Source organism: Pseudogracilibacillus sp. ICA-222130 (assembly GCF_037892545.1).
GTDB lineage: Bacteria > Bacillota > Bacilli > Bacillales > Amphibacillaceae > Pseudogracilibacillus.
Genome location: NZ_JBBKBG010000014.1, coordinates 40,937 through 55,632, shown reverse-complemented (window position 1 = coordinate 55,632; position 14,696 = coordinate 40,937). Strand labels below are relative to the sequence as shown.

Sequence of the window (14,696 nt, the reverse complement as noted above, 5' to 3'; positions counted from 1 at the left end):
CGAGGCTTTCTCTTACGGAAACACGTCTTAGACGTGTCTGGCATTTATTGTTGTTTGTTCGGTTTTGAGGGAATATTTCTAACATAGATGGGCCTGTAGCTCAGCTGGTTAGAGCGCACGCCTGATAAGCGTGAGGTCGGTGGTTCGAGTCCACTCAGGCCCACCATCTAGAATACATATATTTTTATTTTTACTACGGGGCCTTAGCTCAGCTGGGAGAGCGCCTGCCTTGCACGCAGGAGGTCAGCGGTTCGATCCCGCTAGGCTCCATACTAAGTATCTATTGATCATGAAATCAATAGATACTTTTTTAATGACCATCTTTTATTGCCGTTAAAGTGGTTTGTATCCATATTACTGTTCCCGACGTTTTGGACGGCAAAATGGAAATATTGTTTGGGAAAATAGTAATAATTATTATAAAAGGGATGCCGTGTATCGTGTTGGCATCCCTTTTATTTTTGTCTACATATTTTTTTAAATTAATCCCATAAAGAATGAGACGATTAATAAAATAATACTGATTCCCCATAACCAGAAGAAAGAGTAACGAATATGTTTACCCATTTCAAGTCCTGCAAGCCCTAAAGCTAACCATAATGCAGGAGAGAATGGACTAACAAATGTACCAACGATATTTCCGACAATCATTGCATATGTTGTTGCAAGAGATGAAATACCGAATGTCGTTCCAATTTGGTCTGCTACAGGTAACAATGCAAAATAGTAAGCATCTGTACTTAGTAATAAATCTAAAGGGAGACCAAGAACCCCAATGATTAAGTGAATGTATGGTGAGATGAATTCTGGAATGATTTTAACCGCATCTGTTGCAATAGAATCCAACATACCTGTTCCACTTAAAATACCTAGGAAAGACCCAGCCGCTAAAATAATGGTTCCCATTGTTAAAGCACTTGCAGCATGTTCTTTAATAATGTCATTTTGTTCATCAGCTGTACGGAAATTAATAACTAGTGCAATACTTAGGGCAATCATAAATACTAAACCTGCTGGAATGACACCCCATACAAGCATAATGACCACTAAAATGGTTAAAAGTAAGTTTAACCAAAGTAATGCAGGCTTTTCTTTTGGTTCTGTACTCTCTTTTGCTTCTTTTATTTCCTCTAGTGCAATTTTAGCAGATCCATACTTTTTTTCGATACGACGTTTTTCCATTATACCTAAAAAAGTAGCTAAAATGATCATTAAAACCATTCCAATAATTTGAATGGGAATAAGTGGTCGCCATAATTCTGTGACATCCATTTCTAATACAGAGGCAGCTCTTCCTAAAGGTCCTGCCCATGGAACCATATTCATAATACTAGCACTACCACCGATAAGTAATAGTAGTAAATATGGATTCATTTTCATACGTTGATATAAAGGTAAAAGTGCGGGAATCGTAATTAAAAAGGTAGATGCACCAGATCCATCTAAATGTGCAACTGCTGCAATAACGACTGTTCCAATACTTATCGTAACGATATTTCCTTGTGTGATTTGCACCATTCTATTAATTAACGGATCAAATAATCCAACATGTTGCATTAGTCCGAAATATAAAATAGCAAAAATGAACATGATAACAACGTTCATTACTTTTAAGGAACCTTCTGTGAAAAACTCCCCAATATCTGCGAGCCCAAAGCCTGTAATTAATGCTGCGATAATAGGAATGATAATTAAAGGAATAATTGGAATCGTTTTTCCTCTTAAAAGTATGGCAACAATAACGACTATTGTTATAAAACCAACAATACTTAACATTTAAAATCCTCCTCATGTAAAACGCTTTCTATATTGTACTAATTGTACACGCTTACAGTGAGGGAGGAAATATTCCATTTATATAGTTTATTAAGAAAATAAAATTAATTTTGTTCATATTGTTCACGAAGAATATACATTCGCTGCGGTCTACCAACCTGTCCATAATGTACCGTCGCTTCAACAACTTGTATCGCGTCTAAGTATTCTAAATATCTTCGAGCAGTGGAACGGCTAATGCCAATTTTTTCTGTTAAGAGTTGTGCAGTAATATATTCTTCTTGCAAAGTAGGAAGAAAAGCTAATATTTTATCTAATGTTAATTCATCAATTCCCTTTGGTAGTTCTTCTTGTTTTTTTACTTGTTTTTGTTCATCTAATTGCTTTGCATGAAAGAGGACGTCAAGTTGTGCTTGCGTCCATTCTTGCTCCTGTAAGTCTACCTGTTTTTTAAAGTTACGGAAACTTGCCTGCAATCGCTCTTTATCAATAGGTTTTATCATAAAATCAAATACTCCTAGTTGTTTTGCTGCTTTAATCGTTTTCGTATCATTTGCAGCGGAAGCAATAATAATATTGCAATAGGGATATTGTTTTCGTAAGGTTTCAACTAATTCTAGTTCTTGCACATCTGGAATATACATATCTAATAAAATGATATCTGGCAATATTAGACTTGTTTGTAAAAACTCCAGTGCATCTTTTGCATGTAATGATGTATGCAAGACATAACAAAAAGGCAATTGTTCCACCATTTCTTTATGAATATGTGCAATTCTAAAATCATCTTCAATGATTAATACGTTTACGTTCATTTGTTAGCTCCTTTCTTTGGGAGAATCACGATAAATCTTGCTCCACCAAAGTCACTTTCATCGATTAATATTTCTCCTCCTAAGCCGTGTACAGCCTGTTGCACGATAAACAATCCTTTTCCGTGACCTACCGTTTTCTTCGTTGTTATCCCATCTTCAAAGATTAGATCTATCATTGCTTCAGGAATTCCCTTTCCATTATCATCCACTTCCAGTACGATATTGTTTCCGACGTCGGTTATATGTAACTGTACATATGGTCGATCAGAGGAAAGGATAGCTGCAAAGGCATTATCAATTAAATTTCCAAGTGCTAATAATATACATTGACGTGTTTGCTCATCGTTTATTTTTTGTAAGGAACTATGTTCTTCTATTTCAAATGTAATTCCTTTTTCATTCGCAATATTATATTTAGCGATTAATAATCCGTGGATGACGGCATCTTTAATTTGATTTTCTAAAGAAGGGTAATATGTAGAAGATGTATCTAACTCTTCTTCAATAAATTGTTTCGCTTCTTCATAATGTTGTAGTTGTATCAAGCCATATAATGTATGAATTTTGTTGGAAAACTCATGTGTTTGCGCACGTAATCCTTCCGAATATTGTTTGATGGAACTTAATTCGCGTGTTGCTTTTTCGAGGTCTGTTTTCTTTCGAAAAGTTAATACAGCCCCATATAATATGTCATCCATTTTTAAAGATAGTACGTTCATTAATACTGGTTCATTTTTTATGATATATTCTGTATCTTGACTCATTTCGTTTGTTTTAGCATAGTGTAGTAACGGAAAGGATAAAATGGTATCTAATCGTTTCCCGATCACATCGGTTTCTATTTGGAACATTTCTTTGGTTGCTTCATTTATTAATGTAATTCGATTATGTATATCGACGGCAATAATTCCTTCTTTAACAGATTGTAAAATGGCTTCTTTTTGTAATAGAAGGGAGGCGATTTCTTCTGGTTCCATTTTATGTAATAATTTTTTTAAATGTTGAGCAATCAGAAAGGCTCCGACCATACCTATTCCTAAAAATACGATAAATAAAAATAAAATTGGTGTGTTTTGTTTCCAGACGAGTTTATCTATATCTTCTAATAAATAGCCAACGGAAACAACTCCGACAACTTCTCCTTCTTTTATGATGGGACTTTTCCCTCGGATAGATAATCCAATACTTCCTTCCTTTTTAGAAATATAAGATTTGCCATCTAGTAGTGCACGTTCATTATCATCTCCAACCATTTTCTTCCCAATTCGGTCTTTAAGTGGGTGTGCAAGTCTTACTTCATTTTTATCTCCGACGACGATAAATTCTGCATCGATTTTATGTTGAATGGCATCTGTGTAAGCTTGAATATTTGTAGAAGGATTATCTTCATCAAATGCTTGTATTATGCTAGGGGAAGCGGATATTGCTTCAGAAACAGCGAGTGCTTTTTTCCCAACTTCTTCTTGAATGTTTTGTGATGTAATGGAATGAATGTATACATACAATGCAAGGAAAATAATGAAAATTAAAGCATTCATTAATACTAAAACTTTTGTTTGGAATTTTATTTGTTTGTACCATTGCCTTATTTTTTGCACGTTCATCCCTCCATTTCCCCATATAATCTAACTATATTGTAATCGATTTATATGAGAGTTTACATGTATTTTCATTCGAAATGCGTAAGAGGAGTATTTTATTTGCACAAACGAATAATTTTCGTTATGATATGATTGAAATGAGCAATATGTAGCTTATGATGATTCCACATTCCACAGTAGCTCAGTGGTAGAGCATTATATGATTTTTGTTAAAAAATCATATAAACTGCGCCGAGGACCGTTAGGCCCGGAGGCGACTATCGTAAAGCTACTCACGAAACAACCGGGTATAAGTAAATTAATATGATTCCACAGTAGCTCAGTGGTAGAGCAATCGGCTGTTAACCGATCGGTCGTAGGTTCGAACCCTACCTGTGGAGCTTTTTCATGCTTTTTTGCTCCTATTAACCGATTTAATTATTTTAGTGCTTTTCGAAAATGTATGAAGGAATGATTATTACATAAAATGCCAGTATAGTTTAATGGTAGAACACCGCCATGGTAAGGCGGCAATGTGAGTTCGATTCTCACTACTGGCTTATTTTTTAACTAAATGGACTTTCGGATAAGTATGTGAATACATTTAATGTTGTTCGCGGCTGTCGAAAGTTTGTACACTTTCAAAATGGTTAATTTTGCTTCGGTGGTATATGAGCCTTCTTACAAAATAAGTTTTATTGTCACTCGACACACTAATATAACATTATTGCATATCAACCCTTTCACACCTTAGTGCGAAAGGGTTTTTTTATGCATTTGAAACCCCCTGGCTCTGCCTGGGGGTTCTAGGTTCTAAGTAGTTTTTAGCGTGGTATTAAAAATGCCTCCTATCATTATAAGATTAAGGAGGTAATCCAAAAAAACTACTTTAGAAGGGGATTTTTATTGTATTCCAAAACTATGGAAAAATGGTAATTCCTATCGTACGACTTACTGATTTCTCTGTTGATTTTTGGTAATACTTTTTCATTAAATCATTTAAATCTGCTTGAAAATCTTGAAATGTTTGATCATCTAATTGTAAATCCACCACAGATAAAGTTGAAGAATCCTTTTTATCTTCTTTTTTTATATTGTTTAAATAGGTTTGATATTGATTAAAAAGAGAAATTTGAAAATAAAAAAAGTAATCTAATTTCTCTTCTATAGAATAAGCTTCCCACTCCTGCGGGTTCATACTTGTTTTTTCTGTATTTACAACATAGTACTTTTCTGTAACAGCTCGTACTTTTTCCTCTTTTAATACACGGATAATATTCGCATCGGCAAGCTTTTGTATATGACGGTACAATGTTGCCTGTGGTACATCCTGAATAATTTTTACCATATCCAATGGTGTTAATCCTTCTTTATTGTGTCCCATTAAAGTACGGACAATTTTCATTCTTATAGGGTGTAATAATACCTCAGCTTTATCCACCTTCATCGCCTCTTTAAATAGTCGTTAAGTTAAGTAAAAACCTATGCTATCTTGATATTATCATAGTAAATCATAAATTGATACGATGCAATCTTATGTTTCCTTTCTACTTTATTTATGTTATCATTATTGATAATGATAACATAAAGGGGTGCAAATCATGAAGAAAATTCTATTATTAGTTGGCATGTTTTTGTTCATGTCACCTATTTCGGCTTATGCAAATACAGCTAAACTTCCCTCAGGTTTACCCTTAAGTGAAGTAGAAACGTCGATTGATGAAATCATGAAAAACTATATTGGAGAAAATAAGGACATTCCTGGCGCAGCTATTTCTATTGTCAAGGATGGAGAAATTATATTTGAAAAGGGTTATGGCTTTGCTGATATAAAAAAACAGAAAAGCATAGACCCAAAGCAAACCGTCTTTGAAGCTGCATCGATTTCAAAGGTCTATACATGGACTGCCATGATGCAGCTTGTTGAACAAGGGAAAGTTCATTTACAAGATGATATTCGTGACTATCTACCTGATGGTTATTTAGATTTGGCCTATCCTGATAAAGTTAGCATACTTGATTTAATGAATCATACAGCAGGATTTGAAGATACAACGGAGGAATTATTAACGACAGATCCAAATAAAGTCATTCCTTTAAAGGATTATCTGTCTGACCAGCATGAACAACCTACCCAAGTATTTCGTCCGGGAACTGTGACTGCTTATTCTAACTATGGAACGTCTTTAGCTGGATATATCATTGAACGTGTAACAGGGGAAGATTTTGCGACATACATGCAAGCGAATATCTTAGATCAGCTTGAAATGAATCTTTCTTCCTTTCAAACTGATTATAGCGACATATCTACGATTACAAATAATAAAAGTAAAAGTTATGTTAAGACCAAAGATAATTTTGAACAGGTTGATTGGTCGTATGTCAATGATGCCCCAGCTGGTTCATTAAATACAACTGTACATGATATGGCCAAGTTTATGTTGGCTTATTTAGGAACAGGTTACGACCATTTATTTGAAGATAAGGCAATTTTAGATCAAATGCATGAACAAACATCCAGTTTTACGGGAAATGCGCATGGTTTTTGGGAGCGCAGCATAAATGACTATCGTATTCTCGAACATAGTGGAAATGCAGTTGGTTACACGACCCTAATGACGTTTGTTCCTGAGGAAAACTTTGGTGTTGTTTTATTTATGAATGTTGGGGAAGAAATGTCCGGTCTACGAGTAGATTTATTAAATGCATTAATCGGTGAACAAGAAAAGCCTGAAAAAGTGCATGTGAGTCAAAATGACGAAAAGGTGGAAGGGACTTATCGAATTGCTAGGGGCATATACACCAACTTTTTGAAGTTATTACCGATCATTGGGAATTCGGATGTTACGGTTAAACAACACCCATCTGGTGGTATTACTCTGCAAACGGCTGCAGATCCCGAGCCAATTTTGTATACTGAAACAGATCATTTAGAGTATGTTCGTGTGGATAATACTATTCCACTAATGGATAAAGCTGGAATGGATACAAGTAAAGTTTATTTTCAACTAGATGGACAAGGTAATGTGAAAAAAATGACCTATGGAATAGTGAGTGATTTCCTGCCTGTATCTTTGAAGAATCGTGTAGAGGTCCATATGATAATAATTATCGTTAGCGTGATGGCGTTCATTATATATACTATGGTTGCGCTCATCCAATGGATTATTCGTAAACGAAAGAAAACAAGCAGAGCAAACATGTTTCCAGCCACCGGATTACTGGCCTTTATTGGGTTGATTGTGACAGTCAATATCATTATTTTATTTGGACGATTTATGGCGGATCCGTTTCAAAAAATGGCAACACTCCGCATCCATTTATGGCTTAATATGCTATTACCAATTTCCGTCCTAGTATGTGGTTATTTTATGTTCAAACAGTGGAAAAAGAAAACACGCATGCAAAACATCGCTCGAATCAGTTTACTGCTTATCAGCTGCCTATTCACCCTGTTTCTCTATTATTTTCATTTATTATGGTAACAAAATTCCTGCACTAGACTAACGACAGGATTGGACCATAAAGTACATGTGTTTTTACAATCTAATCCAGATATTGAAATAGTCGATATGAAGTTAGCAGTAAGTTTTGAATCTATTTACGTATCACTTGTATATAAGTCATCATGGCTAATCACTCTATGTTTATTGGAGTGATTTTGTTTTTATATACGTTATTTAATGCTCAAAAAGATGTTTAAAAGTTGTTAGATCGGAGAAGCTACCTGTGAAACATTTAATTAAAACAGGAAAGGAAGAGCTAACTTTGAAGCCAAAAGTGAAAGAGTTTCAAGATGATCAGGATGTCATTCAAGAGGTTGAAAAGCAATTGAATGATGGGGTGTCGAAAGAAAATTTATATATTATTACACATGATGATGATCGTACGAAACGCATTGCGAAAAAAGTGAATGCAAATGTAATTGGATTAGAGGAAGAAGGGATGAAAGTCGCAATGGAAAACATGTTCAATAAAAAAGGGGATGAATTAAGAAATAAATTAGAAGTAATCGGTTTTTCGGAAGACGAGGCAGCAAAATTAGAAGAAAAACTTGATCATGGGAAAGTGTTATTAATTAGTACGAATGAAAAATAATGACATAAGAACTAAAAGATTCCCATGTCATGAACTGTTTACTTTATTACACGACAAATATATGAATAGAAAGCAAGGACATGTTTCATATAAATGTCCTTGCTTCTCTACTTACACATGTTCTAACATACGATTTAGTGCCAATTTTGCATATTCAGTCGTCTTTTTATCTACCTTTATCACATGTTTATATTCTTCGGTTTCTATCGATTCGATGGACCATAATAAATGAGCTAAATCTATTCGATTCATCGTCATACATGGACATAAATGTGGGTTAAGGGAAATGATTTCCTTATCTGGATGTGCTTGAATCAAACGTTGTACTAGATTCATTTCTGTTCCGATGGCCCATTTACTTTCAGAGGGTGCCTCTTCAATCATACGAATAATATAACTTGTTGAGCCAGCATAATCAGATTTTGCTACCGTTTCATAAGGACATTCTGGATGAACGAGTACATTAATACCGGGATAATCTTTCCGTACTTGTTCGATGTTTTCTACAGTGAAATTTTCATGTACAGAACATTGGCCTTTCCATAAAATAACTTTCGCATCTTCTATATTCCCATCGAATTCGAATGCATTGGTTGATTGATTCCAAACTGCCATTTTATTCAATGGTATACCTAGGTCATATGAGATATTTCGTCCTAAATGTTGGTCAGGTAAAAATAAAATTCTTTCTTTTTGTGTAAATGCCCATGTAATTATTTTTTTTGCGTTGGAGGAGGTGACAGTTGCACCACCATTTTTTCCGACAAATTGTTTAATTGCAGCGGTAGAATTTACATAGGTTAAGGGGATTACTGTATCCCCAAATGTTTGTTGTAATGTCTCCCAACATCGTTCTGTTTGCTCTATATTTGCCGTATCTGCTAGGGAACAACCTGCACGTAAGTCTGGTAGTAATACAGTTTGTTCTTCTTTCGTTAACATATCTGCTGTTTCTGCCATAAAGTGTACGCCACAAAAGACGATGAATGCAGCTTGGTCATTTTTTTCACAAAGTTGAGCGAGTTGTAAAGAGTCGCCAGTAGCGTCGGCAAATTGAACGACCTCATCTTTTTGATAATGGTGTGCTGGAATGAAAAGTTTATCTCCAAACTTTTCTTTCAACTTTTTCACTCTGTTCTCCATTTCTTCCATGGTTAAATTTTTATACTTTGTAGGGATTGTTGTACCTTGCTGAAATAAATCAATAAATTGCACCAATTTAATACCCTCCTTCTATCATGACACTTATATCCAAAGCCTTTACAGAGTGGGTTAAAAACCCTAACGAAATAAAGTCTACACCGACATGCTGAAATTCATTGATGGTATCAAGTGTGATCCCACCAGATGCTTCTGTGTAAATATGTTTTGGCACTAGTGGAAGTAATTGCTGAATTTCAGATGGGGTACGATTATCGAACATGATGATGTCACATTTTGCATCAACCGCTTCTATTACTTGTTCTTTCGTTTCTGTTTCTACCTCGATTTTTATCATTGGACCGACTTGTTCTCTTACTTTTTGCACAGCGTTTTTGATAGAACCTGCGGCTACGATATGATTATCTTTAATCATAGCGCCGTCATATAATCCATTTCGGTGATTCCATCCTCCTCCACAAGCAACAGCATATTTTTCAAATATCCTTAAACCAGGTGTTGTTTTTCTTGTATCACAAATTTTAATCGTTGGATCATTGAGTTTTTGTATCGCTTTATTTGTCGTAGTCGCTATGCCACTCATCCGCTGAATCAAATTTAGAATCACTCGTTCACCGACTAAGATAGAAGAGGTGGGTCCTGTTACTTCTGCAATTGTTTCTTGTTCCTTTATAGATTGTCCATCTTGTTTTTTCAATGTAACACGAATGGATGGGTCAATTATGTGATACATTTGCTTGATGATGGATACCCCAGCAATGATTCCGGCTTCTTTTGCGTAAAAATATGCATTTGTTGGCTCTTTTTTGGAAAAAATCGACATGGCAGTTATATCGTGTTGCCCAACATCTTCTAAATAAAATTGCTTCAATTTTTCTTTGATTAAAACGTCATTCATGTTAACTCCTTTCTTGTGATTACTTTCACATGGTTATGATGTTTATTTTGACATCCATACACATATATGTCAATACTAGTGACAAGACAGATGTAATGAAAGGAATGATAGAACATGATATATTTAGATTATGCTGCAACAACCCCAATGAGTGAAGTTGCTTTGCGTGCGTATAATGAGGGGAGTCAATTGTATTTTGGTAATGCGAGTAGTTTACATGATATTGGAACGAAAGCCAGAGAAGCTTTACAACTTTGTCGAAAACAACATAGTCTATTTTTGAATGGAGAAACGGAAGGAATATATTTCACTAGTGGGGGTACGGAAGCGAATATATTTGCTATATTGTCGATTGTACAAGCATATAGAAGCAAAGGAAATCATCTCATTACGACAAAAGTGGAACATGCATCATTGTTTCATTTATTTCAGCAATTGGAAAATGACGGGTTTGAAGTGACGTATCTAGATGTAAATGAACATGGCACCATTCAGTTGGACACATTAAAAAAGGCCATTCGCCCGACTACGATTTTAGCTTCTATTCATCATGCAAATGGAGAGATCGGGACAGTTCAACCGCTAGAAGAAATTGGGGAAATTTTAGAAGCTCATCAAATCGTTTTTCACTCCGATTGTGTGCAATCGTATGGGGAAGTACAGATTGACGTAAAAAAGTGGAAACTAGATAGTGTATCTGTATCAAGTCATAAAATATATGGTCCAAAAGGGGTTGGCTTTTGTTATATAAGTCCATCTGTTTTATGGGAAAGTATCTACGATGGAACGACACACGAAGATGGTTTTCGCCCTGGTACAGTTGATGTGCCGTCTATTTTAGCGTTTACTGCTGCGGCACAACAAATGATGGAAACAATGGTGGAACGTGCAGCAAATTATAAACAATTGCGAGCATTATTTTTACAAGAAATTAAGAAACTTTCCAATAAAATAGTGGTGGAACAGTCATTAGAAGCACAGTTACCACAAATTATAGGTTTAACTTGTTTGCACGTACAAGGCCAATACATGATGTTAGAATGCAATCGGTATGGCATTTGTATATCAACCGGTTCAGCATGCCAAGTTGGAATGGAGAGTCCATCAAGAACCATGTTGGCGATTGGTAAGTCGGAATCTGAGGCGAAATGCTTTCTTCGCATTTCTTTAGGAAGTAAAACGACAAAAGAGGAAATAGAACAAACGGTGATGGTAATGGGGAATATTCTTCAATCGCTTCCTTCTTTATGAGGAATGCACATCAATATAATTCGTTCATGTAGGCTATGTTTGATACAGTAATAGGAAGGAATAAAATAATACATAAAGGTGATTAGATGCATATAATCGATGCGCATATTCATTTGGATAGGTATGATAATAAAGATAGGGAAAGAATCTTAACCGAATTAGAGGCAGAGAAAATTGCAATGTTAATTTCTGTATCGAACGATTATCAGTCAGCGGTAAAAACATTACAAATAGCGATGGACGACCATCGTATCAAACCAGCGTTCGGCTACCATCCTGAACAGCCATTACCATCAACGGCAGAAATGAATCGATTTTTTACGTGGATGGAGCAAAATAAAGAAAAAATGATAGCGATTGGTGAGGTAGGATTACCGTATTATTTACGAAAAGAAAATGAACAACTAGAACTTATTCCGTATATACAACTATTAACTAGATTTATAGAATTAGCTGTGAGAATGGATAAACCGATTATTTTGCATGCTGTGTATGAAGATGCACCACTAGTATGTGGATTATTAGAAGAGTTTGGCGTGAAAAAGGCTCACTTTCATTGGTTTAAAGGAGATCAAAAAACATTAGAACGAATCATTCAACAAAATTATGTTATTTCGGTTACACCAGATGTCTGTTATAAACGAAAGATTCAACAAATCGTTGCACAAACTCCGATCGAAAATTTATTAGTAGAAACAGACGGTCCATGGCCCTTTGAAGGTCCATTCCGTGGAGAAATGACACATCCTAACATGCTTCATGCATCAATCGAAATGATTGCTTCTATAAAAGATTTGTCAGTGGATGCTGTTTACGAACAATTGTATGAAAATACAGTAGACTTTTATTGTTTGGATAAAAGATAACATAACGGAAAAAAGATAGGATGACATATGGTTTGTATCAAATGTTATCCTATCCTTATTCACACGTTTATCCAGCAAATGAACGATTATACGATGATATATACAATAAATGATAATAAAACAGATGTAATAGTCATCGCTACTAATGGGCGTAATGCTCGTGCTCGTAGGTCTTTTAAACTTACATTTAGCCCAAGTCCAACCATAGCGGCGGTAAGGAACCAAGTAGTTAACGTAGATATGCCTTCCATTACATTTTCAGACATCGGAATATAATGTCCGAATACATATGTGCCTAAAAAGCTACATACAATGAATCCAATTAAAAACCAAGGGAATTCAATTGAAGCATCGGAAGATTTATTATCTTTGTTTGTACGTTTCATTATAGCAATGAAAATAAAACAAAGGGGCACGAGCAAGAAAACACGACCTAATTTACTTAGTAATGCAATAGCTAAACCATTTTCTCCAGCAGGGGCTCCTGCTAATGCGACGTGCGCAACTTCGTGTAAACTAGTTCCAGACCAAATTCCATACTGAACAGCATCAATTGGAAGGACAGGCCATAAAATCGTATACGTAATAGCAAAGACCGTCCCCATTAAAGCAATGATCCCGACACTAATGGCAGTATCTTCTTCACTTGATTGGATGATTGGTGCAACTGCAGCAATGGCTGCTGCCCCACAAACTCCCGTTCCAACCCCTAATAAAAGAGAGATATTTTTATCCGCCTTCCATAATTTTGCTAAACCAAGCATTGTAAATATAGCGAATATGATCACACCTGCATCAAGCAATAATAATCCAAGCCCATCACTAAGGACGAGGTTAATGTTTAACTTTAAACCGTATAAGATGATTGCTACACGTAATAGTCTTTTAGAAGAAAAATGAATCCCTTGTCGGATTTTTTCAGGATAACCGAATATTTGACGATACGCGACAGCAATAATGATTGCGCAGGCTAATTGTCCGATAAGAGCAAACCCTGGAACAATAGATAAAACATACCCTAACAATGCGATAAAAAAAGTAAATGCGACTCCAACAACCCACGCTTTTTGGGAGGATAGCTGTTTTGTTGATGTTATGTTTTTCTGTGTATTTTTTAATGTCATAAAACACACCTCCTATATGTATCATAAAGCGAACAATGATATAAGTTAAATAATTAAATGATATGATGATAATAAGTAAATACTTATGATAGGATAATTAAAGGGGTGATTGTGATCGATCAACAATTAGAAGTATTTGTCATGGTGGCAGAAAAACAAAACTTTACTCGAGCAGCAGAGGCTTTACATATGACCCAGCCTGCAGTGAGTCAGTATATACGGATGCTCGAGGAAAATATGGGGCAGCGACTATTAGAAAGAACGAACAAATATGTATATTTGAATAAAGCCGGAGAAATTGTGTACCATCATGCAAAGGAAATTATCGCATTGTATGACCGCATGGAAAATTTAGTGGAAGACTTAACTGATAACCCTGTTGGCCCGTTATCCATTGGAGCAAGTTATACATTTGGTGAATATGTACTACCAGAAATTTTAGCGAAGATGAAAAGAAATTATCCAGAAATAAAGCCAATTGTAAGTATTGGGAATACGAAGGAAATTGCTGACCTTGTGAAAAGACATCAATTAGATATTGGGATTGTTGAGGGTGACGTTATACAAGACAAAGAATTGACTATGGAAGACGTTGCAACAGATTTTATGTATATTGTTGCTAGTCCACAACATCCATTAAATCTTCGTAAGGATAAGATTGAGGCGAAGTCATTAGAACAAGTGGATTGGTTTTTACGGGAGAAAGGTTCTGGAACACGTGCAGCAATAGATAAAGTATTTCAACAACTTGAGATTCAGCCGAAAAGCACGCTAACATTAGGAAGTACACAACCTATTAAAAGTTTAGTTGAAAAGGGGATGGGAATTAGCTTGATGTCGGAATGGGCAATCCAAAAAGAATTACGTGATGGTGATGTAACAATTTTACCTGTCGAAGGATTACCATTGTCTCGTAAGTTTTCTACTTTAATTGCCACGCCTTTTCGATCGAAGGCATTACAAGTATTTATAAAATTATTGCAGGAATAACAAGGGTGACCAAACTTTATCCTTGCATATAAAATAGAAAAACCAATAAAGCGGTAATAGCCCACTTTATTGGTTCTTCTATGAAGGAATGATAGCAATGGGATGATTCATGAGTATAGAAATGTACCTTCGTTCAT

12 protein-coding genes and 4 tRNA genes are annotated in these 14,696 nt (G+C 35.4%); 9 read left to right on the top strand and 7 right to left on the bottom strand.

Annotated elements, in window-relative coordinates:
* The first annotated feature begins 89 nt into the window (after window positions 1–89).
* Together WKT09_RS07665 and WKT09_RS07660 are read left to right on the top strand one after the other, a co-directional pair.
* A tRNA-Ile gene (locus WKT09_RS07665) sits at window positions 90–166 on the top strand.
* 31 nt (window positions 167–197) lie between these two features.
* Window positions 198–270, top strand: a tRNA-Ala gene (locus WKT09_RS07660).
* 207 nt (window positions 271–477) lie between these two features.
* Here the strand turns inward: WKT09_RS07660 and WKT09_RS07655 are convergent.
* From WKT09_RS07655 to WKT09_RS07645, 3 genes are all read right to left on the bottom strand, one after another.
* Complete coding sequence (locus tag WKT09_RS07655) at window positions 478–1,776, bottom strand: CitMHS family transporter (protein WP_340415475.1); 1,299 nt, start codon at window positions 1,774–1,776, stop codon at window positions 478–480.
* 104 nt (window positions 1,777–1,880) lie between these two features.
* A complete protein-coding gene (locus WKT09_RS07650; protein WP_340415474.1) occupies window positions 1,881–2,591 on the bottom strand; it encodes a response regulator in 711 nt (236 codons plus the stop codon).
* The gene (locus tag WKT09_RS07645; protein ID WP_340415473.1) at window positions 2,588–4,189 is read right to left on the bottom strand and encodes a sensor histidine kinase; all 1,602 of its coding nucleotides are present in this window, start codon (window positions 4,187–4,189) and stop codon (window positions 2,588–2,590) included. Before WKT09_RS07645 ends, WKT09_RS07650 begins: the two co-directional genes overlap by 4 nt.
* Before the next feature lie 311 nt (window positions 4,190–4,500).
* Here WKT09_RS07645 and WKT09_RS07640 point away from each other — a divergent pair.
* Both WKT09_RS07640 and WKT09_RS07635 read left to right on the top strand, forming a co-directional pair.
* A tRNA-Asn gene (locus WKT09_RS07640) sits at window positions 4,501–4,572 on the top strand.
* 88 nt (window positions 4,573–4,660) lie between these two features.
* Window positions 4,661–4,731 (top strand) — tRNA-Thr (locus WKT09_RS07635).
* Window positions 4,732–5,090: 359 nt separating this feature from the next.
* Here WKT09_RS07635 and WKT09_RS07630 read toward each other — a convergent pair.
* Entirely contained in the window at window positions 5,091–5,618 is a 528-nt protein-coding gene (locus tag WKT09_RS07630) for a helix-turn-helix domain-containing protein (protein WP_340415472.1), read from the bottom strand.
* Window positions 5,619–5,772: 154 nt separating this feature from the next.
* Here WKT09_RS07630 and WKT09_RS07625 point away from each other — a divergent pair, with 154 nt between their 5' ends.
* Window positions 5,773–7,656, top strand: coding sequence for a serine hydrolase (locus WKT09_RS07625; RefSeq protein WP_340415471.1), 1,884 nt, complete (start codon window positions 5,773–5,775; stop codon window positions 7,654–7,656).
* Window positions 7,657–7,939: 283 nt separating this feature from the next.
* A complete protein-coding gene (locus tag WKT09_RS07620; RefSeq protein ID WP_340415478.1) occupies window positions 7,940–8,269 on the top strand; it encodes a general stress protein in 330 nt (109 codons plus the stop codon).
* Window positions 8,270–8,380: 111 nt separating this feature from the next.
* Here the strand turns inward: WKT09_RS07620 and nadA are convergent, their stop codons facing one another.
* Together nadA and nadC are read right to left on the bottom strand one after the other, a co-directional pair.
* Entirely contained in the window at window positions 8,381–9,475 is a 1,095-nt protein-coding gene (nadA, locus tag WKT09_RS07615) for a quinolinate synthase NadA (RefSeq protein WP_445324007.1), read from the bottom strand.
* Between the two features lie 13 nt (window positions 9,476–9,488).
* Window positions 9,489–10,328, bottom strand: a complete 840-nt coding sequence (gene nadC / locus WKT09_RS07610; protein WP_340415470.1) for a carboxylating nicotinate-nucleotide diphosphorylase — start codon at window positions 10,326–10,328, stop codon at window positions 9,489–9,491.
* 114 nt (window positions 10,329–10,442) lie between these two features.
* Here nadC and WKT09_RS07605 point away from each other — a divergent pair, with 114 nt between their 5' ends.
* Window positions 10,443–11,579, top strand: a complete 1,137-nt coding sequence (locus WKT09_RS07605; protein WP_340415469.1) for an IscS subfamily cysteine desulfurase — start codon at window positions 10,443–10,445, stop codon at window positions 11,577–11,579.
* An 86-nt stretch (window positions 11,580–11,665) separates the two neighbouring features.
* Window positions 11,666–12,445, top strand: coding sequence for a TatD family hydrolase (locus WKT09_RS07600; RefSeq protein WP_340415468.1), 780 nt, complete (start codon window positions 11,666–11,668; stop codon window positions 12,443–12,445).
* Window positions 12,446–12,531: 86 nt separating this feature from the next.
* Here the strand turns inward: WKT09_RS07600 and WKT09_RS07595 are convergent, their stop codons facing one another.
* Complete coding sequence (locus WKT09_RS07595) at window positions 12,532–13,569, bottom strand: YeiH family protein (RefSeq protein WP_340415467.1); 1,038 nt, start codon at window positions 13,567–13,569, stop codon at window positions 12,532–12,534.
* A gap of 114 nt (window positions 13,570–13,683) precedes the next feature.
* Between WKT09_RS07595 and WKT09_RS07590 the strand changes: the two genes are divergently transcribed.
* A complete protein-coding gene (locus WKT09_RS07590) occupies window positions 13,684–14,559 on the top strand; it encodes a LysR family transcriptional regulator (protein WP_340415476.1) in 876 nt (291 codons plus the stop codon).
* Window positions 14,560–14,696 lie beyond the last annotated feature (137 nt).